The 23,232-nt window shown below is 36.2% G+C and carries 23 protein-coding genes and 1 tRNA gene; 2 read left to right on the top strand and 22 right to left on the bottom strand.

The window, feature by feature from the left end; all coding sequences use genetic code 11:
- Positions 1-8: 8 nt before the first annotated feature.
- From NTY12_01230 to NTY12_01170, 13 genes are all read right to left on the bottom strand, one after another.
- Positions 9-950, bottom strand: a complete 942-nt coding sequence (locus NTY12_01230) for a methyltransferase domain-containing protein (GenBank protein MCX6792624.1) — start codon at positions 948-950, stop codon at positions 9-11.
- 59 nt (positions 951-1,009) lie between these two features.
- Positions 1,010-1,094: transfer RNA gene (locus NTY12_01225), tRNA-Ser, on the bottom strand.
- A gap of 30 nt (positions 1,095-1,124) precedes the next feature.
- Positions 1,125-1,937, bottom strand: coding sequence for a thioredoxin domain-containing protein (locus NTY12_01220; GenBank protein ID MCX6792623.1), 813 nt, complete (start codon positions 1,935-1,937; stop codon positions 1,125-1,127).
- A gap of 9 nt (positions 1,938-1,946) precedes the next feature.
- Positions 1,947-3,401, bottom strand: coding sequence for an Asp-tRNA(Asn)/Glu-tRNA(Gln) amidotransferase subunit GatA (gene gatA / locus NTY12_01215; GenBank protein ID MCX6792622.1), 1,455 nt, complete (start codon positions 3,399-3,401; stop codon positions 1,947-1,949).
- Positions 3,398-3,694, bottom strand: a complete 297-nt coding sequence (gene gatC / locus NTY12_01210; GenBank protein ID MCX6792621.1) for an Asp-tRNA(Asn)/Glu-tRNA(Gln) amidotransferase subunit GatC — start codon at positions 3,692-3,694, stop codon at positions 3,398-3,400. The genes gatA and gatC overlap by 4 nt, the downstream gene beginning before the upstream one ends.
- A complete protein-coding gene (locus tag NTY12_01205; protein MCX6792620.1) occupies positions 3,695-4,909 on the bottom strand; it encodes a prepilin-type N-terminal cleavage/methylation domain-containing protein in 1,215 nt (404 codons plus the stop codon).
- Between the two features lie 52 nt (positions 4,910-4,961).
- Complete coding sequence (locus NTY12_01200; protein ID MCX6792619.1) at positions 4,962-6,194, bottom strand: prepilin-type N-terminal cleavage/methylation domain-containing protein; 1,233 nt, start codon at positions 6,192-6,194, stop codon at positions 4,962-4,964.
- A 4-nt stretch (positions 6,195-6,198) separates the two neighbouring features.
- Positions 6,199-8,325, bottom strand: coding sequence for an NAD-dependent DNA ligase LigA (gene ligA / locus NTY12_01195; protein ID MCX6792618.1), 2,127 nt, complete (start codon positions 8,323-8,325; stop codon positions 6,199-6,201).
- Between the two features lie 46 nt (positions 8,326-8,371).
- Positions 8,372-10,003 carry a DUF1566 domain-containing protein gene (locus NTY12_01190; GenBank protein MCX6792617.1) on the bottom strand — a complete coding sequence of 544 codons (1,632 nt, stop codon included), beginning with the start codon at positions 10,001-10,003 and terminating at the stop codon, positions 8,372-8,374.
- 5 nt (positions 10,004-10,008) lie between these two features.
- On the bottom strand, positions 10,009-10,578 hold the full coding sequence (locus NTY12_01185) for a prepilin-type N-terminal cleavage/methylation domain-containing protein (protein MCX6792616.1): 570 nt from the start codon (positions 10,576-10,578) through the stop codon (positions 10,009-10,011).
- A 12-nt stretch (positions 10,579-10,590) separates the two neighbouring features.
- Entirely contained in the window at positions 10,591-11,121 is a 531-nt protein-coding gene (locus NTY12_01180; protein MCX6792615.1) for a type II secretion system protein, read from the bottom strand.
- Between the two features lie 3 nt (positions 11,122-11,124).
- The gene (locus tag NTY12_01175) at positions 11,125-11,685 is read right to left on the bottom strand and encodes a prepilin-type N-terminal cleavage/methylation domain-containing protein (GenBank protein ID MCX6792614.1); all 561 of its coding nucleotides are present in this window, start codon (positions 11,683-11,685) and stop codon (positions 11,125-11,127) included.
- 11 nt (positions 11,686-11,696) lie between these two features.
- Positions 11,697-12,932: a S41 family peptidase gene (locus NTY12_01170; protein ID MCX6792613.1), complete on the bottom strand. Its 1,236-nt coding sequence runs from the start codon at positions 12,930-12,932 to the stop codon at positions 11,697-11,699.
- Positions 12,933-13,033: 101 nt separating this feature from the next.
- Between NTY12_01170 and murA the strand changes: the two genes are divergently transcribed.
- Both murA and NTY12_01160 read left to right on the top strand, forming a co-directional pair.
- A complete protein-coding gene (gene murA, locus NTY12_01165; GenBank protein ID MCX6792612.1) occupies positions 13,034-14,296 on the top strand; it encodes a UDP-N-acetylglucosamine 1-carboxyvinyltransferase in 1,263 nt (420 codons plus the stop codon).
- Between the two features lie 90 nt (positions 14,297-14,386).
- Positions 14,387-15,727, top strand: coding sequence for a PEGA domain-containing protein (locus NTY12_01160; protein ID MCX6792611.1), 1,341 nt, complete (start codon positions 14,387-14,389; stop codon positions 15,725-15,727).
- 117 nt (positions 15,728-15,844) lie between these two features.
- Here NTY12_01160 and NTY12_01155 read toward each other — a convergent pair whose 3' ends face one another.
- From NTY12_01155 to rfbB, 9 genes are all read right to left on the bottom strand, one after another.
- The gene (locus NTY12_01155; GenBank protein MCX6792610.1) at positions 15,845-16,210 is read right to left on the bottom strand and encodes an endonuclease domain-containing protein; all 366 of its coding nucleotides are present in this window, start codon (positions 16,208-16,210) and stop codon (positions 15,845-15,847) included.
- 93 nt (positions 16,211-16,303) lie between these two features.
- On the bottom strand, positions 16,304-17,110 hold the full coding sequence (locus NTY12_01150) for a glycosyltransferase family 2 protein (GenBank protein ID MCX6792609.1): 807 nt from the start codon (positions 17,108-17,110) through the stop codon (positions 16,304-16,306).
- Between the two features lie 4 nt (positions 17,111-17,114).
- Positions 17,115-18,167 carry a glycosyltransferase family 2 protein gene (locus NTY12_01145; GenBank protein ID MCX6792608.1) on the bottom strand — a complete coding sequence of 351 codons (1,053 nt, stop codon included), beginning with the start codon at positions 18,165-18,167 and terminating at the stop codon, positions 17,115-17,117.
- Position 18,168: 1 nt separating this feature from the next.
- Positions 18,169-18,996: a glycosyltransferase family 2 protein gene (locus NTY12_01140; GenBank protein MCX6792607.1), complete on the bottom strand. Its 828-nt coding sequence runs from the start codon at positions 18,994-18,996 to the stop codon at positions 18,169-18,171.
- Position 18,997: 1 nt separating this feature from the next.
- The gene (locus NTY12_01135) at positions 18,998-19,945 is read right to left on the bottom strand and encodes a glycosyltransferase family 2 protein (protein MCX6792606.1); all 948 of its coding nucleotides are present in this window, start codon (positions 19,943-19,945) and stop codon (positions 18,998-19,000) included.
- Between the two features lie 2 nt (positions 19,946-19,947).
- On the bottom strand, positions 19,948-20,673 hold the full coding sequence (locus NTY12_01130) for a sugar phosphate nucleotidyltransferase (GenBank protein ID MCX6792605.1): 726 nt from the start codon (positions 20,671-20,673) through the stop codon (positions 19,948-19,950).
- 1 nt (position 20,674) lies between these two features.
- Complete coding sequence (gene rfbD / locus NTY12_01125) at positions 20,675-21,544, bottom strand: dTDP-4-dehydrorhamnose reductase (protein ID MCX6792604.1); 870 nt, start codon at positions 21,542-21,544, stop codon at positions 20,675-20,677.
- Between the two features lies 1 nt (position 21,545).
- Positions 21,546-22,259 carry a hypothetical protein gene (locus NTY12_01120; GenBank protein MCX6792603.1) on the bottom strand — a complete coding sequence of 238 codons (714 nt, stop codon included), beginning with the start codon at positions 22,257-22,259 and terminating at the stop codon, positions 21,546-21,548.
- A gap of 4 nt (positions 22,260-22,263) precedes the next feature.
- Complete coding sequence (rfbB, locus tag NTY12_01115) at positions 22,264-23,229, bottom strand: dTDP-glucose 4,6-dehydratase (GenBank protein ID MCX6792602.1); 966 nt, start codon at positions 23,227-23,229, stop codon at positions 22,264-22,266.
- Positions 23,230-23,232: the final 3 nt, after the last annotated feature.

The following is a 23,232-nucleotide window of genomic DNA, read 5'->3' as shown; positions in this document are numbered from 1 at the left end:
CTTTTATATTATCTCTTAGTGGCTTTTATTGCCACTATATTAAAAAATCCATCAAAAACAGTCAAAATTGGCAATGATAGAAAAGATTTTATAAACTTAATTTTTTCAAAAGAAGATCTCCATAGAGCAGCCAAAAAATTATGATTTCGAGACGAAAGAACGCTAGACATATTATCAGGTAGATAAGCTTTAGCTTGGAAACCGGCCTGCCTAACATATCTTAACCAAGTCAAGATAGAATAGCGCTCTTCGTTAAACCCTTCTACCATATCATTATCAATAATTGCACGTTCATTTGTGCCAAACATTCCGTTACTTGGTTCATTTAATAATAGTAACTTACCGCCGTCTTTTAGAACTCTTTGAATTTCATTTAGAGTTGTAGCTAAGTTAGAACTATGATGAAGAGCTGCACAAATAATCACCATATCAAAAGCTTCGTTGATAAAGGGCAAATCAATCATATCAGCGACTACCCTTTCTAAAAAAACATTATTTGTTTTCATGTTCTCTTCAGCAGCCTCTAAGCCATTGGGCTTTTCATAGTACATATCCATTGCAACACAATCATTGCTCTTGGCTAAATATGAAGACAGCCAAGCATTAGCTGCACCTAATTCTAAAATCTTTTTTGTTTTTAAGTCATTTTCCTTCGCCAAAACAGAAAAAGCATTCTCTCTTGAAAGCTGCATCATTCTTACTTCTCTATCATCCTTAGTAAATCTGGTAGCATTGTCTTTCGCATAAGCCTCGCGTTCATATAAAACCTCTGGACTTAAAGTATCATATAAAAAAATAAGTCCGCGCTTAATAGCGTAAACCTTTTTACAAGATTGACAAACTAAATCAGCATCTCTTACTTCTCTATCATCTTCTGTCTTATTCTCTAAAATAAAATTGCTATTTCTACAACCTGGACAAAGTAAATATTTAACAAATGATTCTTTCATGATATTTAAGTAAATATTATGCAAAATTTATTTTTATGTTTAACTTCTTTCTATTTATGCGGAGGGTGAGGGATTCGAACCCTCGGTACCTTTCGGTACACACGCTTTCCAAGCGTGCGCACTAGACCGCTATGCGAACCCTCCTTTAGGCCGTTTAATAACGGCTAAAAAGCATTATTTCTTATTCTTGAATTCATCTAGCTTCTGCTGAATAAGAGACTTTAGACCAGGGGCATTAGTACCATCGGGATAAGAAAAATCAGCATAAGGCAAAGCTCCTGGAACATATTGATTGTTAATAAAGCTAGCCGGAGTACCAATTACTCCTAGTTTTTTCACCTCTTCCTTTTGAGACAATATCTTATCTTTATATTTTTCTTTAGTCAAACAGCCGAGAAACGAGACTGGCTCTAGGCTAATTGTTTCAGCATTTTTAATTATTTCATCTTTCTTAAGCTTACCAGCCTTATTGTCTTCAAATAGTAAATTATACATGTCCCAAAACTTCCCTTTCTCAGCCGCACATTCAGAAGCCACGGCTGCCGTAATAGCCTGGTCATGACTTATTAAAGGAAAATGTCTAACAGCCACTACTAAACTGGTACCAAATTCAGCCTTGGCGCGATTAACTGTGTCGTAAAACTGAGCACAAAATGGACATTCAAAGTCATCATAAATGATTAAACTAACTGGCGCGTCAATCGGCCCCCAAAGATGATCTTCACGATCAAGCGGGCGAACATTAATTGATTCATTAACCGAGACTGAACCATTAAGGCCAACGTCATTTTGATCAGCGGTCTTATTTTCAGTTTTACTTAAATTTGGTTCATTAATACCAAACCAACTCATTAGCTGACGACGATTTTCAGCCATAGAAAAATATAAAACAATCATTAAAACAATCGCCGCTATGCATGCAAAAACAAGGATGCGCAAAGCATTAGTTAGTTGAGCAGCTTTAAAAGCGTTATATGGTTTTTTCATAAAAAATAATTACAAAGTTGGTTTAAGATCATGGTCTAGAGAAAATTCTTCACTAGCAGCCGCGATGGCTAATAATTTAGCTTCATTAAAAATCGGAGAAATGAACTGAACAGCGGTCGGTAATGGTTTCTTTGCTAAAGGCACCGAGATAGCCGGTAAACCAGCTAAAGAGGCTGGTACTAAGAAATAATCTTCTAAATACATTTTCAATGGATCTTTGGTTTTAGAACCAAAAGCAAACGCAGAACTCGGCGTCGTTGGCGTCATGATAATATCACATGCTTTAAACGCTTTATTAAACTCATTAATAATTTTCGTTCTTACTTTTTGTGCGCGTAAATAATAAGCTTCATAATAACCAGCGCTCAAACAATAAGTTCCTAAAATAATACGGCGTTTAACTTCAGATCCAAAACCAGCTTCCCGAACTTTCTCATAAGCAGTGGCAATTATTTTATTATCCTCTTTAGTTAAACCAAAACGTAAACCATCAAAACGCGCCAAATTAGAGCTTATCTCACAAGGTGTAATAATATAGTAAGCGGCTAGTGCGTATTCGATCGAAGGTAGTGATATGTTAACAAATTTTCCGCCTGCACGCTTTATGTCTTCCTTCATTTTTAGCCAGGACTTTTTAACATTGGCAGCAATTGGAGCACTTTCAATTTCTTTAGGTATACCAATAGTAATATTTTTCCAATTAAAATTCTTTAACGATTTACTATAATCAGGAACCTTTTTATCAACTGTCGTGGCGTCATTTTTATCAAGTCCTGCCATAGTTTGTAAAACCAAGGCCGAATCTTCAACTGTTTTAGTAATGCAGCCAGGCACATCGGTTGAACTTGTCATCGCAATTAAGCCAAAACGAGAACACAAACCATAACTTGGTTTTAAGCCCACAGTACCACAAAAAGCAGCTGGGTGACGCACACTACCACCAGTATCAGTTCCAAGAGCAAATAAACAAAAGTTAGCAGCCACTGCTGCAGCTGAGCCACCCGAAGAACCGCCAGGCACTAATTTTTTATTCCATGGATTTTTAGTTGCGCCAAAAGCACTATATTCAGTTGAGGCGCCATGAGCAAATTCATCTAAATTGGTTTTGCCTAACAAAACTGCGCCAGCTTTATTTAAGTGTTTAATAACTGTTGCATCATAAGGTGCGACATAGTTAGCTAACATTTTAGACGCCGCGGTTGTTTTAAGACCCTTGGTTAAAATATTATCTTTAGCTAAATAAGGTATGCCAAGTAAAATATTGCGCTCCCCTTCTTTTATTCTTTTATCAGCTTTAGCTGCAGCTTTAAGCGCACCAATTTCATCAATCAAAAGACAAGCGTTGAGTTCTTTGTTGTGACGCTTAATCATAGCCAAACAATCTTTAGTTAATTGTAGACTTGTAATTTCTCTTTTAGCTAATTTTAAGCTTGCTTCTTTTATTGTAAGTTCATTCAATTTCATGATTCTAATATTTTAGGCACAACCACTAAGCGTCCTTTTTTACGAGGCGCCGCGTTTAAAGTGTTTTCTTTTTCTAGCTTATCCCAATCAGCTACTAAATCGTTTCTTAATAAATTATCAGCGCTAGTTAAACTTAAAGTGGCCTCCTGATTACTTACATTAGCGCTGGCTAATTTATCAACATAGCCAACAATACCGCTGATCTCTCGGCGGTACTTTTTTATTTCCTGCTCAGTCAATGTTAAGCGCGCCAGACGAGCAATATGCTTTATGTCATTATTTGAAAAAGTCATTTATTTAACGCAACGAAAACCGGCCAAAGGACTGGTCACGGAATTATTATATGCTAAATACAAGGAGTACAATCCTCCTTTATAACTACTATTATCAGCTGAACCACCTCTTAAAAAGACATTACCATCAGAAATGCAGCCAAAATAATTTCCTATACCATAAGTAGAATTAAACAAAGGGTCAAGCGGCCCGGAAGCATCATGTGCCGCTGTACTAATACCAGGATTAGTCCATTCATCCAGCCCGCCAAGATCAACATATTCAGCAGATGTACAAGTTTTATCAAGCCATTCATCTATATTACCAGAAAAATCCCAAATTACCTCTCCATTTGATAAACTGTTAGTTCTTAAATAATCAAACGAACTCCCGCCGCTTCCGTAAACACTTGTTCCATCCATAGCTTGTGCCCCATCAAAGTTGCCTAAGTTTACAGAAGTATCGCCGACCACCCCATTAGACCAGTTACTAGAAGTGGCTTCTAGATTACGAGCGATTGTCATCCATTCTGGGTTTGTTAAGAGATGTCCGCCAATAGTCTGACAATAAGTTATGGCATCAGCTTGGCTGATATTTCCAATTGGATTACCAGACGAAACTGAAACTGGAATTCTAGAGTTTCCCTCGTTGCATGGAGTGCTACTATTATCGTAGCTTGAGTTTCCTGTTAACACATCGGATAAACCAATCGTTTGCTCGGTTGAGGTGGCACATTTAGCTTCCCACTTCATCACGCAAAAATCATTAGTTTGAAAAGTTGAGCTACCAGGCACAGCCACGTATCCAGTTGGACAATTTAAAATTCCGTTATGCGTGGCTGAATGGTTGCCAGCATCAAGGTCATCAGTTTTATCACCTAAACAAAAAGATAAGCTATAACGCTGTCCGCCTTCTAGTTGAGTGTACTGATATTCTTGATCAACACAAGTTCCATCATTCCTTGGCACAGGATTAGCCGGGACTCGTAATATATAATTAGTACCACCAACAGATATACTACTACCAGCTGTAATTACGGTTGGATAAATACCAGTGTCATTATAATACATTTTTAGAGCTACTTGGATTTGCTTAACATCAGAGATACGTCTTGCATCGCGGGCTGACATACGAGCAGTTTCAAAATAAACCACACTTAAAGTAGACAAAATTGCAATAATGCCAATTACGACTAATAATTCTATTAAGGTAAAGCCTTGATTATTTTTTTTCATAAAACTAAATACTATCTACTACATTGTAACCCGCGACCAATATTGGGTCAAACTAATTACGAACGCAACGGAAGCCGGTAAAATTACTATAATAAGATGAATTATTAGCCAGATCTAATGCAAAAATTCCAGGAGAAATCCCACTATCATCAGCTGAGCCGCCCCTTAAAAAATAATTAGAGTCAGAAGCGCAACCAATGTATGTACCTATATAATTTCGCTTACTGAGAGCGGCGCTAAAAGGGCCTGCCGCAGACCTTTCGTAGTCATCTAAATTAGAGTCAGGCCAATCTGTTTGACCGGGAGCGCCATAATATTGAGAAGTTAAACAACTTGTATCAAGCCATTCAGCAATATTGCCAGTAATATCCCAGATTGATTCTCCGTTAGATAAATAAGAAGTTCTTCTCCAATCATGAGTTTCCGAACCCCCTACATATTCATTTGATCCGTCATAGACTACGCTCCCGCTGTAATTACCAGCATTTAAAATAGAGCCGACATCATCAATTACTCCATCTGACCAATTTGTTGTGACATTTTCTAAATTACGAGTAATTGTCATCCATTCTTGATTTGTCATAAGATGAGCCCCTATTGTTTGACAATAAGTAACTGCGTCAATCTGGCTAATATTTCCAATTGGGTTTCCAGAAGAAACTGATACCGGGACTCTCGCATTGTCAACGTCACAAGGGATGGATGAATTATCATAAGAACTATTTGCCGTTAAAGCATCTGCAAGACCTATAGTTAAATCATCGGTACTAGCACATTTAGCCTCCCATTTCATTACACAAAAATCGTTAGTATTAAATTCATAACTTCCAGGCACAGAAACATAACCAGTTGGACAATTTAAAATTCCATTAGCAGTTAAAGTGTGATTACCACCATCAAGGTCATCAGTTTTGTCACCCAAGCAAAAAGATAAACTATAGCGCTGGCCATTTTCTAATTGTGTATATTTGTAGTCTTGATCAACGCAGCCATTATCAGCTCGCGGCGTTGGATTAGCTGGTACGCGCAATAAATAATTTTTACCTTTATCAGTGATGCTACTATTGGCAGTCAAAGTCGTTGGATAAATTCCAGTGTCGTTATAATACATTTTCAAAGCCAGCTGTAATTGTTTTATATCAGACACGCGACGAGCATCTCGCGAACTCATGCGGGCTGTATCAAAAAAAACAAAAGACAAAGTAGACAGAATCGCAATAATCCCAACGACCACTAATAATTCAATTAAAGTAAAACCTTTTGATTTAGAAAAAATTTTTAACATTATTTTAACTTATTAAACCTATAAACTCTTTCTCGCTTAAAATTTTAAGTCCCAACTTCTGAGCTTTATCATATTTACTGCCAGGATTTTCCCCTACGACAACATAATCGGTTTGTTTACTAACACTCTCGGAAATTTGTCCGCCACTACTTCTAACTAATGACTTAGCTTCATCACGTGAAAGATTATCTAGCGTACCGGTTATAACAAATGATTTATTATTTAATTTGCCGTTAGTAATTTTTGGTAAAGTAATTCTTAAACCGTGATCGGTTAATTTTTTCAAAAGATTTTTATTAGCGCTTTGCGAAAACCAACTAATAAGACTAGCAGCAACTTTAGTACCAACGTCAGGCAATTTCTCTAAATCTTCTTTATTTATTTTAGTAAACAAATTTTCTAAATCTAACGGTGTCGTTAAACTTTGTTTATTTTGTTTAGACCAATAAACCGCTTGCTTAGCTAAGAGCAAAGCAGTTTCTTCGCCAACATGTTCGATACCTAAGGCATATATAAATCTTTCTAAACTAGTCGAGCGCGAAGCATCAATCGCTTTGACTAAGTTATCAGCCGATAACTCAGCAAAACGCTCTAATGACAAAAAATCACCTTTACTTAAACTATAAAAATCAGCTGGATCAGACACTAAATTTGCTATGACTAATTGTTCAATAATTTTTGGCCCTAAACTATCAATATCTAAACCGGTTTTAGAAGCCCAATGAATCAAGCGACGCAAATTAACCGCATAGCAATTTTTATTAGGACAACGATAAGCCACTTCACCTGGTTTCTGCATAACCGACGTTCCGCAAATCGGACATTTTAATGGCGGCTTAATAATTTTTTCTTTACCATTACGTAATTTCACTAAAGTAGCAATGATTTTTGGAATAACATCACCAGCTCTCTCAATAATAACCGTGTCGCCAATTTTAACGCCTAAACGTTTTATTTCATCAAAATTATGTAACGTTGCATTGCTAATCATAACACCCTTAACTCGAACTGGTTCTAATCTAGCGGTTGGAGTTAGAGTTCCGCTACGACCAATTTGCCATTCCACATCTAATAATTTCGTAGTCGCCTGCTCGTTAGCAAACTTATAAGCCATCATATAACGCGGCCCCTTACCAACAATACCTAAAATTGGCCAAAGCTTTGTATTATTAACCACTGCCACAACACCGTCACATTCAAAGGGTAATTTAGCTCGATTCTTTTCCCAGTTATGATGGAAATTTATTAACTCAGAAATATTTTTACATTCTTTATTTAAATCTAGAACTTTTATGCCTAACAACTTAGCTAAAGTATGTTCCTGACTATGCAGCTCAATTCCAAATTCGGTCGCAATATCATAGCAGTGAAAATCTAATTGTCGCTCAGCCGTAATATTAGGATCAAGTTGACGGATTGAACCAGCGGCAGCATTACGCGCGTTAGCTAGCAATGGTTTATTTAATTTTTTATATTGTTCGTTCAATTTTTTTAAAACCGCTTCAGTCATTATAACCTCTCCCCTAATTTCAATCTCGCCTTTTTCCAAATTTGAAAAAACCTGCTCAGTAGTTGAAGCAGCTAGGCCTAGCTTTATTATTTCTTGTTTAGTAGGAATTCGTAAGCGCAGCGGGATTGAAGTAATGGTTTTGATATTAGCCGTGACATCTTCGCCAACGCGACCGTCGCCGCGGGTAGCGGCTTTAACTAAAACTCCATTTTTATAAATTAAACTAATCGCTAAGCCATCCATTTTTAATTCAGCGTAATAGCTGAAATCTTTTTTTATTTTTTTGTCATCCCAGCGCAAGCTGGGAGCTAACAATTTAACCATGCGTTCCTCCCAAGCTAACATTTCTTCTTCGCTAAAAGCATCAAATAGAGAAAGCATAGGCAAACTATGCTCAACTTTTTTAAAAGCCGACAAGGCTCGACCACCAACTCTTTGCGTTGGCGAATCAGGCGTAACTAAATCAGGAAATTCGGTTTCTAATTTGACTAACTCATTTTTCAAATGATCCCAAGCTGCATCGTTTATCTCAGGTTTGTCTAAAACATAATAAAGATAATTGAGACGTTCAATTTCTTGTCGTAACTTTGTAATTCTTTTTAGAGCCTCACTTTTTATCATAGTTTATTTATGACCACTTCCCTCTTGCTGTAATAAGATAGGGTTACTACCATCGTCTTAAGCAGCGGACATATGCATTATCTGCTTTACCGTAAGCTTGTGGACACATACCATGTTTTGCGCCCATACCGCCAATAAGAGCCACGTCTGCCTTTCGTTTTTCTTCAGTTGATGACCAATAGCAAGCATCAGCATAACCAGAAGTCCAGTTACTTGAGGAAGCATTATACATTGTTTCCAGCTCATTAATAGCAGGCAACCACCAATGGCCAAAGCCATAATAAGAGGCATTAGAGCACATAAGGGCTGCATCAAAATTAGGACCAAAGGCAACGATCGTATCAGTATTACGTTTCCCGTCATTGGGATCTTGAGCATTAGTAAAATCATGGATTATTGCGTTGCTTTCCCATGCTCTAACGGCATTATCAGTTGTCTCTGAACAAGTAGACCCATCACAGCCAGATAAAGAAGCAATAACATGGTTAGATACATCAATTAAAGCTCCTCCTCCGCAACGGTCACCCGCAACGCAATCAGCGGTACATTCAGTATTAACGTCACTACAAGCAGCTGCTTGCGTGTTATAACGTCTTATACATCGAGTATAAGTATTTTCACTCTTTGTAGTAGCGATCCTTTCACGACAAGAATTAAAATTTTCACCAAAACCACCTATAACAGCAGCTTCGATTGGCCCTTTGTCATATTGAGACGAAGACCAATAACAACCATCTTGAGCATAGCCGGTGCCATAAGCATTTTGCGAAGCATTATAAAGAGTGAGAAGTTCTTCGTTAGACGGTAAGTACCAATCCGAAAAATTATTATAAGCTGCGTCACTACAATATAGAGCGGCACTATACTGGGAGCTAGTTAGGTGGCTCATATTATTTCTACCATCACTTTGATCATTAGCCCCTGTATCAGAAAAATGACCTTCATCCCATATGCGAGTATAATAATCAGTTGATTGATTGCAACTACCGCTATCACAACCGGAGTCAGACACAACTATATAATTTACATCATCAACCACTGTCCCTCCGCCGCAAACTGTTCCGACTGGACAATTAGTTGCACACTCTACATTAATATCACCGCAACCAGTTACAACTTCGCCGCTACATTTTTGTGTACCAGCATCGCAGGTTTGCGGCGACCGACAAGTTCCGCAAGTTCCGCCACAACCATTATCGCCACAAGTAAATCCCTTACCAGCGCAATAGTTCAGACAAACCCGAGTTGATTTTTGCTTACTAATATTTTTGTAATAACCAGTCACAACTAAATCAGCAAAACCTACAGTAAGTCCTTCGGGCTGAGCTATTTTCCCAAGCTCTACTTTATATTTCACATCTCCTTGCTTATAAAAAGCCGCTGCGTCAGAACAGGAAACGCAAACGCCGTTAGTTAAGTCGACGCAATCACCCTGACTACAAGTTTTAAGTAAAGCGCCGTCTATTTTATAAATTCCCTTCAATCTTTCTAAAGCAATTGAAACACTTTCTTCGGCCCTAGCCTTACTAGCCTGACCACCAGATTTATTTAGATTATTAGATATAATAACGGCCCCGGCAGCCACTGTTATTAAAACGACAAAGGCCACGGTTAAAACAATAACCATCGCCATTCCACTCGGTTGCCTATTTAATAAATTTAAAAATGTTTTTTTCATATTTTTTAATAATTCCCAACTGTTACCAAAGTTTGAATAGAGACAATGTCAGGATGATTTTCTCTATTTAAACCTTGACCAGTTATTGAAACACTAGCCTTAGCAATATAATTAGTTACATTAGTAACATATTCGGTATTAAAATTAAGGTCGGAAATATTAATATTACGCGGCGTTAAATAAACTGGAGTTAAACCATCGCGCGACATAGATAAAACACGGACATCGCTAGAAAAAGTTGTTAGCTGATACGCAATGCAAGTATTGTCCAGTTCTTTAAAAATTATTTTCTTTTCTAGGCCACTACCTAAAACACAAAATACTGACGCGCCGTCACACCTTCCGTCACAAGGCCCGGGGTCAACGACCGCCTTGGCTATCTCATTAGACATACTAGCTAATGCAAAGTTTAAACTCTCTTGTATGTTTTTTGAACCAATTGCTCTGGATTGACTGTCAATTGAGCTTAAAAACATACTAGAAGAAATAAGCATGACAACAGTAAACAAGCTTACCGCAATCATCATTTCCAGAAGAGTAAAACCTGATTCTATTTTTATACTATTTTCTTTCATAAAATTTAAAGGCTAGTTCCAATCACTTAACTGACTATTTAAAGTGTAAGTATCTTGCTTTGTGTCACTCTTCCAATAGACTTCGACCTTAACATCGATATAGGCTGGCATTAGGCCTGCGGCTTCATGGTAAGTAGTTGTCACCAGTCGCTTAAATATAGTATTTTCTCCGTCATTACCATTACCATAAAAACTTTCAAAATATTTTAAAGGAACTGATGATTGTACATCATTTGCAGATGCCGAACGAATACTGTTGGTATAGTCAATATAAAAATAATAAACCGAGTTATTAACCTCTTCTGCAACAAGACTATTAAAGGCTGATACAGCATCAAGATAATTTTTATCACGTCTATAACGAACTAGATCTTGTCCCTCTTTGGCTAGATAGGCAGCAATTAAATTATTTTTTGAAGCTTGCTCAGCCTCCCTGGTCAAAATAGCCAAAGAAACAACGCTGCCAAAAATTAAAATCAATAATCCTAAAGCAACCACGACTTCTAATAAAGTAAAACCTTCTTTTAGCTTAAAAAATTTCATATATTACTGAGGGTCAACTAAGCCTAGCGCATTTATAACAATAACTTTTTTATCCCCTGTTGTTATATCTTCTAATTCAATAGAGACATCTCCGTTTTTAGTATCAACCCCCAAGACGTCACCACCACCCTCAAAATATGGCTTAGCCTCACCAGCGGTAAATAAAACCGAACCTGTTCCCCAACACTGGTTATGGAAGGTTGTACAATTTAATCTTATATTTTTATTTAAAAAAATCGCTTTAAATTTTTCATTATTATTATAAAATGAGTCTCCGTTAGTGTCGGCAAATACAGTATAATTAGCCGGAGTTTCATCAGTTTTCAATCTAATACCCCAGTAAATCGGAGATTGAGTTTGAAATTGTTCTGAATTCATGGCCGACATAGCCGTTGTACGAATATCGCTAACCAGAGATTCAGTCACTAAATTAATATTAGATCTTGAACTCATTCGATTAGAGCTAGACACAGCAATACTAAAAATAACAGCCACAATAGCTAGGGTGGTTACTATTTCAATCAAAGTAAAACCAGCAGATTGTTTTTTAGTTCTTTTTTTCATTGCGAAAACAATTAAGGCAGCAAAATTTTAAGTGCTTGGTCTAACTGTGGGTCTCTATTCTTTTCTCTGTCCTCGGCCGATATTTCAACTTTTGTGTCTGGCTCAATTCCTTGCTCATTAATATAAGTTCCTTTTGGGGTTAACCATTTAGCCGTAGTTATTTTAACCACCGAACCGTCTTCTAATTGTCGCAAAACTTGAACCGATCCTTTACCAAAAGTTTTCTGACCAACTAATTTAGCTAAGCCATCATCTTTTAAAGCACCAGCCACAATTTCTGAAGCTGAAGCACTGCCTTCGTTAACCAAAACAACGGTCGGAATACCGGCTAAACGTGGATTGCCTTTCGCAGTATGTTCAACTTTTTTACCATCACCAAATTGCTCGATTACAATTGGGCCTTCTTTAACCCATTCACTAGCGACTGATACAGCCGTTTCTAAATAACCACCTGGATTGTTACGCAAATCAAAAATTATACCTTTTGGTTTTTTAATGACCGCTTCTTGAACCGCTTGATTGAACAAATCTTCTGAGTCATTGTTGAAACTTGAAATTCTAACTGTGAAAATTTTATTTTTTTCGTTAAATGATGTTGTTACGCTCTTAACGACAACGGTGTCGCGAACAATTGAAAAATCAATTGGTTTATCAACCTTAGCTCGAACAACAGTAATTGTAACTTTTGTTCCTTTTGGTCCGCGAATTTTTTTCACGGCATCTTCTACGCTCATACCTGCGGCAGTCTTGCCGTCAATCGCATAAATTTTATCACCGGCCAAAATTCCTGCTTTAACCGCTGGCATACCTTCGATTGGAGCAATGATTGTTAAAATCTCATTACGGAAACCAATTTCGGCACCGATCCCCTCAAAAGTTCCTGACAAGTCTTCCTCGAATGATTTAGCTTCTTCTGGATTCATGAAAACAGAATATGGATCTTTAGTTGAAGCGACTAAACCTTGCAGCGCTCCATAAAAAAGTTTTTTCTCACTTAAATTATCGCGATCAACATAATCTCGCTTAATTGTGTTCCAAACTTCCCAGAACATTTTAAAATCAACGTCATTAGAAACTTGATCCTTATTCAAGACCTTACCTTCTAAAATATTAAAGCTAGTACTTACGTTATTTTTACCAGCAAAATAGAAGCCGGCAAAAAAAGACCCGGCTAGAGCAACGATAACTAGTAAGCTATAAAAGACTACTTGTTTAGTTGATTTTTTAGTGTAGAATTGATTTGTCATATACATAATATTGTATCATAGTAACAAGCTTATAAAAAGAGCTTATAATTAACAAAAGGATTGAAATTATATGGCATTTCAGCTACACTAATAATCACTATATGTCTAAATTCATTATTCAAGGGCAAAAGCCCTTACAAGGCGAAATTACTGTGGGCGGAGCTAAAAATGCTGCCCTAAAAATAATTCCTGCGGCGATTCTTTCTCAATCAGCCGTGGTGATTAAAAATACTCCTGACATTGAAGATGTTAAAAGGTTATTAGAAATATTTGCAGATCTTGGAGGCACAATCGAAAAGAATGACCACCAACTAACTTTGAAGATGGAGCAGATTAGTAAAAAAACAATAGAGGCTAAGTTTGCAAATAAACTTAGATCTTCAATTATGTTTGTTGCGCCTTTACTGGCGCGCACTGGTGAAGTAATGTTCCCTCATCCAGGCGGCTGCGTCATCGGTGCCGGACTTAGACCGATCGATCTTTTTATTGACGGCTTTCAGGCTATGGGCGCTAAGGTTGAATATAAAGATTCATATTATCACATTAGCGCTAAACGCTTAAAAGCTTGTGAATATTTTTTCACAACCGTGAGCGTAACAGGAACCGAAAGCTTTATAATGGCTGCCGTTCTTGCTGAGGGGACAAGTATAATAAAAAATTGCGCCATGGAACCAGAAATTGTTGCTCTAGCTGAGCACCTAAATAAATGCGGCGCTAAAATTACTGGAGCAGGCACACCAACTATTAAGATTGTTGGTGTTGAAGCTTTAACTGGTGGTGAAATTGAAATCATTCCTGATCGAATCGAAGCTGGTACTTTTGCCATTCTAGCTGCTGCCGCTCGTGCCCAGCTAACAATTAAAAAATGTCGTCCTGATCATCTTGAATTTCTCTTAACTATTTTCAAAAAATTAGGAATTATTTTTGAGCAAGGTGAAGATTGGTTAAAAATAGTTGAGGTGCCAAAAATTCTTCCAGCCTATAATCTTAAGACTCATGAATACCCTGGTTTCCCAACTGACTTACAATCACCTTTTACAGTTTTAATGACTCAGGCCACAGGAACTTCGATTATTCACGAAACAATTTACGATCGTCGTCTTTTGTTTACTGACATGTTAACGCAAATGGGCGCTAATGTTACTATGTGCGATCCACATCGCGTAGTTATTCAAGGACCAACTCCTTTACGCGGCCGTGCCCTAACTTCACCTGACTTAAGAGCTGGTATTTCCATGATCATTGCTGGTGCTATTGCCGAGGGTCATACTGAAATAGATAATATTTATCAAATCGAAAGAGGCTACGAAAAAATTGACGAACGACTAAAAGCCATTGGCTTAGATATCAAGCGAGCTGAATAGCCCTACGCTCTCCATAGCTCGCTGCGCGAGCGTCGGAGAGCTTCGGGCTACAAGTAACTCTCTACTAAAATACTGGACAATCAATAAATTATGAACATTGTATATCGTCGAATTATATTTTCTTTCTTTGTCTTGTTATTTTGTATTCTTGTCCCAGTAATTTTAATCTATGCTACTGGCAATACTATTAACTGGAGTCGTCTAAGCTTAGAAAAAACTGGCAGTATTCTAATAGACAGTGAGCCGAACGGCGCAACTGTCTTTTTAAATGGCGAAAAGCTAAACAGTAACTTCCTAGAAGTTTTTCAAGGTAAAACACCCTTAATAACTAAAGCTAAAGTAAATAATTTAGCACCCGGAGAATATACAATTAGACTAGAAAAAAATGGCTATTGGCCATGGGAAGAAAAATTCCGTTTATCACCTGGCGGAGTAACAAACTTTGGTACAATTGGTCTTTTCAGCCAAGCCGAACCAGAACTAGTCTATAGTTTAGATAAAGCTGAGCTTGTATTATCACCAAATGGAGAAAAAATTGCCTTACTTAAAAATAACTTATTAACCATAACTGATGTTAACAGCGGGTCTAATCAAGAATTGGAATTAAACAACCTAGACACTGAAGCTGAGATTAACTGGGCAAGTAACAATAAAAAAATATCAATCGGTAATTACATCATCAGTCTTGATAAAAAAACAGTCAGTAACCTAGCTAGTGATACTAAAAAAAATGTTTCCCTGCTTCGCTGGAGCGATAATGAAAGCATGGTATATTTTGTAAGTAACAAAAAAATACTACGTTACACCGAGAGCAATAAAAATATTAGCGAGCTAGCTTTAAATTCACAACTTAACAATCAAGACATTGTTGATTATTTAATTAAAGGTGACCAAATATATATAATTGTCAGTAGCAGAAATACTAAGAGTTTATTAATCGGCTCAATCGAGGGTCAGCTAACATCACTCAGTTTGCCGACTGGCAACTACAAATTTAAAACCGACGACTCACCTAAACCAGTCTTGATTGATGAAAATAATATTTATGTAATTGACGAACCATTAGCACTATTTTCAAAGCCTCGCCTATTAGAAGTCTCAACTCATTTCAAGCTTGGGCATTGGCAAGACAATTCTTTAACCTATGCTAGCGGTTTAGAATTAAGACGTTGGGATAAAGAGGGTCAAGAATATTTGTTAACTCGATTTGGTTCAGCCATTAATGAACTCTGGCCGGTTAATAAAAGGAATTCCATCATCGTCGCCACGCCAGATGATATAAGAGTTTATGTTAACGGCAGCCAGCCTTTCGCTATAACCTTAGCGCCGATAAAAAATACTAAACTAGTGGTTGTATCTAAAGACAATAAGACGCTTTATGTTTATGGAGATTATGACGGCAAGACAGGAATATTTAAATTAGCTCTATAAAAAAATTAGAAAAACTGAAAACAGAGACTTACCGTTGTGAGTCTCTGTTTTATATTAACCATTACTAATTAAACTCACCCCTACCCCTTTCTACCCCTGCGGGGTAAAGAGGGGAAACTATTGATACTTGTTTTGTTGTATTTTCTTGGTTCGTGCTTTGATTTGGTTTATAACTCCTGATAGATTATTTTCAATGCTTTTGTTGGAAAATCTTAAAATACTAATGTTGTATTGTTTAATAATACTTTCTCTTTCTTTGTCGTAAATAATACTATCTTTCAGTTTGTGGATCCCGCCATCTACTTCTATTCCTAGCTTTAAAGCTGGGCAATAGAAGTCTATTATAAAACCGACAACTATATACTGTCTGTGAAATTTTAGGTTTAATAATTTTCTGTTTCTTAATAACTGCCATAAACTATTTTCGCTAGGAGTTTGGAGTTTTCTAAGCTCTCTTACAAACAATATTTTATTAACTTTCATATATTATTTTTTAAGAAAACCTTCAATATACAAGTTACCCCTCTTTACGCGATAGCGTAGAGAGGGGTTAGGGGTGAGTTGTCATGAAGAAATCTATCTAGACTCAGGGGTTCTAAAAGCCCACTTCAACATATAGAGCCACCATGATTTAAGATGCTGGCGACTAGCTGAATTCATAAACCAAGTATACCAAGGCTCACGGGCTGATTCACGATTATGATTATGGATTATCTCGACTTCAGGGTTATAAACTACATGCCACTTCTTATCCCAGAATCTACGGCATAAATCAGTGTCTTCAAAATACAGAAAGAATCTTTCATCAAACCAGCCAATCTCTTTTAAGGCTTTAGCTCTCATAAACAAACAAGAACCAAGCAGCCAATCGACCTCTCGAATGGTTTTTTTATCATAATCTTGCATTAAGTAGCGATCAATTTCTTGTTTAGCAAAACCAGAGCGGCCCAAAAAAGTTCTCCTGAAAAATGGAGTAAAAAAACTGTGCCAGCGGTAACAAGAATCTTGAATAGTTTTATCTGGATTATATTGTTTTGGTCCAACCACACCAACACTAGGATTTGCCTCCATAAAGACAAACAGTTTTGCCAAAGTATCAGGGAAAGCAAAAGTATCAGGATTCATAACTACAACATATTTGCCGCGAGCTCGTTTTAAGCCAACGTTATTCCCCGCTCCCATTCCAACATTGCTTTTATTTTCGATAAATATAACTTTAGGATATTGCCAAGCTAAAATCTGACCGATATTGTCATCGGAGTTATTATCAACCACAATAATTTCATGCTTTAAATTATTCAAAGCTGACTCTTCAACAGAGCGAATACAATTTAATGTTAAGCCCTTGTTTTTATAGTTAACAATAACAATACTTATATCCATAGCTTTACCAGAATATTATAAAACGAATAATTTGCCAATAGGCCTTAAGAAAAACGTTAGCTAATTTAAGTAGAGGTGAAGCTAATTCTTGAAAAGCGATCTCGCCAGTAAATAATTTTAGTAATTCTAGATCAGACATTTTCCTTGAAGGCTGAATAACTTTTCTTTGCGCAAAAATATAGCGCCATGTACTAGGCTTAATTAAATAAACCCAAACACGTAGCTTTTCTTTTAAGTAGCCATTCTTAATTGAGAACATTAGTAAACCAAGTTCCATTATTAAAGCGGCTGGTTTAATTAAAATCAAGGTTAACCAATGATAATATTTTAATAAAATTAAAATACGGTTACGGTCTAACCAGTAATAACTCTTAATCGAACGATTAAATTCGTATTTATGATAAACTACCGCTTCACTAAATACATATACCGGAAAACCTTCGAACCACATTCTTAAACAAATATCTTGATCTTCATTATACATCCAAAAAACTTCGTCAAATAAACCAACTTGTTTGAGAGCACTTACGCGATATAAAACTCCGGCGCCAGAGGCATAAGAAATTGCTTTCGTTAAGTTGTCGGTTGTAGGATCAAATTTCTTTTTATAAGCATTGCAATAACCAAAGCCAAGAAAGTGCGTTTCATTGCCAAGGCTATTTATTAAATCTTTTTCCGGCCACAGCATTAGACGAGGTTGAATAGCACCAAGCTGAGGATTTTTATCAGCAAAATTAACAAGCTTTTCTAAACAATCGACTTCGGCCACGGCATCCATGTTAATTAAAAATGCATAGTCATAGCCTTTTTCAATTACCACCTTTAACGCGGCATTGTTCCCGCCAGCAAAGCCTTCATTCTTTTCTAAAGGAATTACGGTTGCTTCAGGCGCAGCCATTTGTAAAAATAAACAAGTCTCTAGTGTGCTTTCATTATCAACCAAAAAAATATCAAACTCTTTATAAGTTTGCGCACGTAAACTAGCTAAACAATCGTTAAGATATTTCTTGGCGTAATCTTTATAATTTGGACTAATAACGACAGCTAATTTTTTCATATTAAGTAAAGAGTTTAACAATTAAATCTCCGATCCACCAGGCAAAACGTAAAACAAAAATCTCCCAAGTTTTATGCCACTTTTTAAAATATGATAACATGCTAGCCTTAACATAAGTTTGCTTGATTTTAATATCAACTTGCTTAAAACTTTGTCCAACATAGTCAGTCGCACTAGCTACTGGTGTATACCAAGTTTCTAAACCTTTCGCATGAGCCAAACGACAATAATCAACTTCTTCAAACCAAATAAAATATTGCTCATCTAATAAACCTAAAAGTTCAATGGTTGATCTTCTAATTATAAAAAACGAACCACGAATAGAATCAACTTTAGAAGCTACTTCGTAATTAAATTTCGGACAATAATAATTATTTAATAAAAAGGGCATGACATGCGCTAATTTTGAAGCTACTAAAAATTGATCAAACAAAGTTGGGAAATTTCTAACCTGAGGAACAGTTTTGCCTTGCTCATCAGTTAAGCGAATACCAGTGATAGCTGCCTGCTCATTACTGTCTAGCCAACTTAAGCTTGACGCTAAAGTATCTGGTTTAACTTTCATATCAGGATTAAGCAACAAAACATAACGACCGCTTGATTGCTTAATCGCTTGATTACAAGCTTTAGCAAAACCTAAATTAATTTCATTGCTAATCAACTTTACTTGCGGAAAATCACTAGCCACCATCTCGGCTGTCTTATCAACTGAAGCATTATCAACCACAAAAATTTCCATATTAACGCCGGTACTTTGCAATAAAGCTGATAAATTAGTTTTTAATTTATCTTTAACATTCCAGGCAACAATGACAATTGAAAAATCCATATTAATACCGCTTAAGCTTTTTGGCTTGCTTAAAAATAGTTTTATAAGAAGCTAGTAAAGCTTGTTCAAATAATAAAGCATTTAAAAACATAATCTTAGCTCTAACTAAAATCATTAAACGACTATAAAAACTTTGCTTAGACCAGTATTTGAAAAATAGAAAATGTTGATTAATAAAAGCCCAGCGTCTCACATCAAGCGAACGAGAACGACGCTTAACAAATTTTTGCCATAAATTTCCACCACTAGAAGTTCTATCATGATAAACAATTGCTTCAGGAATTAACTGGCTCTTAAAACCAGCTAAATTTAAACGATAAGCTAAATCACAATCTTCTTTATACATGAAAAAATTATCATCAAAATAGGCGTTTTCTTCTTTAACTTTTTCTAAGGCACTTAAGCGGAACAGTGCCGCGGCGCCGGACGGGCCAATGATACTAGCTTTATCATATTGCCCATTATCAACTTCGGCCTGGCCTAAATCAGAGAAAGCTAAACCAGGGCGCATAACTAATCCGCAACTATCAATTATATTTGTCAGTTGATTATTCTTAAAATCCCATTGCAATAACTTTGGACAAGCATTAGCTAATGTTTCATCAGCCTCCAAAGATTTAACCAATTTTTCTAAAGCATCTGGCATTAAATAAGTATCGGGATTAATTACTAAAAAATACTTAGCTCCTTTATTTATTGCCTCACTAATTAATTTATTGTAAGCCCTAGAAAAACCAATATTCTCACTTGATCGATAGATATCAACAGTGTCAGGTAATATTTTTAAATGCTCAGTTTCTTTAGCAACTGTATTATCATAAACCACAACTTTATAATCCTTAAAAGTCTGCTTCGCTAAGCTTTCTAAAAAAGTTGATAAATACGGCGCGGTTAACGCGCCGAAAGTTATAAAGCCAAGATAGACTGTTGGATTACTATTGTCTGACATAATTAAATAATCATCTGGGATTTAAGTTTTGTTTTTGCTAAATTTTGCGCTTCTAATAAACTATCGAAAGTTCCTGTGTCAATCCATTCATTATTAACTGTTGCAACTTCTAGCTCGCCGTGTTCTAAATACCAATTATGCAAATCAGTAATCTCTAATTCACCACGTGAACTTGGTTTAACATTTTTAGCAATTTCTATAACACGATTATCATAGAGATATAAACCAGTAATACAAAGATTACTTTTTGGATTTTTTGGTTTTTCTTCAATTGAAACAGCCTTACCGTTAGCATCAACTTCGACGACGCCAAAGCGCTCTGGGTCAGGCACGGTTTTAGCAAATATTTTAGCGCCGGATTTGAAAGATTTAATATCAGCGCTTAAATCATCAGCAAAAATATTATCACCAAGAATCATAACGACATTATCATCGCCAATAAATGACGCACCAATAATAAAAGCGTCGGCAATGCCGCGTGGCTCATCTTGTATTTCATAAGTAATGCGCGCATTAAATTGCGAACCACTACCTAAAAGATTTAAATAATGCCCAGCATGCTCAGGGCCAACAATAATTAAAATATCTTTAACACCAGCTTTTAATAAAGTATTAAGCGGATAATAAATCATTGGCCGATCATAAATCGGCAATAAGCCCTTGCTGGTTACTTTAGTGCAAGGACGAAGACGCGTGGCTTTACCGCCTGATAAAATTATTCCTTTCATACTATTTTTCTTGATTAATATAATCATCAATGGCTGCCTGCCAAGAACGCAAAACCTGGCGCTTAGTATTCAACAATATTGAGTAATTTGGCCGTTTGGCAGGACGAGGAAAATCTTGACTCTTAACCGCTGTAATGTCAACTGTTTGGCCAATTTTATTAAGAAAATACTTAGCCGCCTCGTACCAACTAGCTTGACCATCGTTCACTAAATGATAAACACCAAAGGCACAATTTTCATCAATCAAATCCCAAGAAGCTTTAGCTAAATCACGTGTATAGGTAAAAGAGCCAACTTCATCATCAACCGCTTTAATAATTTTACCTTCTGCGGCTAAATTTTTCATTATTTCAAAAAAGTTAGGTTTAGCGCTTGGACTACTACCTTTAGGCCCAAATAATTTTGAAGTTCGAATAAGATACCATTTCAAGCCTTTGCCACTTAATTTAATTAATTCTTGTTCACCCTCATATTTAGTTTCACCATAAAAATTCTGTGGCGCTGGCACATCATCTTCTTTATAGCCTTTACTATCATCACCCTTAAAAACATAATCCGAAGAATAATGAATTAAAGTTGCATTCATAGCTAGAGTAATATCCGCCAGGGAACTAACTAAATCAATATTCAAACGCCGAGCAATTTCTTGCGCGGCTTCGTCTTTTTCACAAGCATCAACATCGTTGTAAGCAACATTGTTGATTATTATATTTGGTTTTATATCAGAAATTTTTTTAGCTAAAATACCTTGGTCAGTAACATCTAACTCTGTCTTATCCCAAGCTACAACAGAAACATCTTCCTGCTTGGATAATAACTCGCGAAAAGCTGTTCCTAGATTGCCGGCGGCACCTAAAATAAGAATTACCATATTATTTTAACATTAACTCAAGATAAGCTTTAATTTCCAATTGTTCCTCTAAAGAATTTTTAAGATCCAAAACTAATAAGTCGGCCAAATAAGTTTTAGGAATATTTTTAAGATAATGTAGATCAGTTAAAGTCGTTAGACGACGAGATTTAAGACGTAAACTCTTCTTAAGCCAGCTCTCAGGCACTGGTCCAATTTGTGTAGCCAGTAAAGGATGATGATCTAAGGCGTGTATAGCTGATTGATATTTCTTTTTATAAAACAAACGATCATATTCTAAAGTCATAATATCTAAACATACACCACTGACATTAGAATGGCTCAAAGATTCATCAGTAAACAAGTTAACATACTTATCTTCAGTAGGATTTTCCGGCGCTACTAAGCTTGCAAATTTTGTTAAAGTAGAAATAAAACTAAACGTTGAATTATTCAACGCTAAACCAAAAACCTGAGTACCATGATTTGTTATAAAATAATCTAATTCCCCTTCTTCGAAATTATTAGAAATTTGTACATAAGGAATTGATACTATACCTGAACTTTCCAGCAAGCGGTAGAGTTCCTTGCGCTGATCAAGCGTAAAAGATTCAACAAACAAAGCCAGTTCATTAATGCCTAAGTCTTTAAGCTTAGAAATATCTTCACGCCAATTAAGATTGGCGCTGACAATTAAACTAACTAATATTTTTTTATCCTTTACTTGAACTGCCATATAATTATATAAGTGACTGCCACCAAGTTTTATTATTTTTGTACCACTCTGTCGTGTGTTTAAGTCCTTCAGTAAAAGTAGTATTTGGCGACCAATTAAGTTCTGTCCTAGCTTTAGTATAATCGATTGCGTAACGTAAGTCATGTCCCAATCTATCAGCTACGTATTCAACCATTGCTTCATCTTTGTCTAATAACTTTAAAATTTCCTTAGCAATTGTTAAATTATTTAATTCATTATCACCGCCCAAACAATAAGTTTCACCAATTCTACCTTGAGCAATAACTTTCATTATACCTTCAACATGATCAATTACATAAATCCAATCTCTAACGTTTTCTCCTTGTCCATATAAAGGCAGCTTTTTATCTAATAAAATGTTAGTGACAAAGCGAGGAATCAACTTTTCTGGAAACTGATAAGGACCATAGTTATTAGAACAATTGGAAATTGTTATTGGCAAACCGTAAGTATGGAAATAAGCTCTAGCTAGATGATCAGAAGCAGCTTTTGAAGCGCTGTAAGGACTACGCGGATCATAAGACGACAATTCAGTAAACTTTTTATCATCTAATTTCAGTGAGCCAAAAACTTCGTCAGTTGAAACATGGTGAAAACGCGGTGGAATATTTTTTTTACGAGCGGCTTCTAACAAAACTCTTGTACCTTCAACATTGCTTCTAATAAAATCTTTGCTAGATTCAATCGATCGATCAACGTGACTCTCGGCCGCAAAGTGAACAACTAAATCTACTTCTTCAATTAATTCAGCAACTAATTTTTCATCACAAATATCACCTTTAACAAATCTGTATTTTGGATTGGATTCTACATCAGACAAATTCTCGAGACGACCGGCGTAGGTCAAAATATCCAAGTTTATAATTTCATCATCAGGATGAACTAAAAACCATTGACGAATAAAATGCGAGCCAATAAAACCAGCTCCGCCAGTGACGAGAAGTTTCATAAA

Source organism: Candidatus Falkowbacteria bacterium (genome assembly GCA_026396835.1).
GTDB lineage: Bacteria > Patescibacteriota > Patescibacteriia > Patescibacteriales > Patescibacteriaceae > Patescibacterium.
Note: the sequence above shows the minus strand (reverse complement) of the source record. Positions and strands in the feature narration are given on the sequence as shown.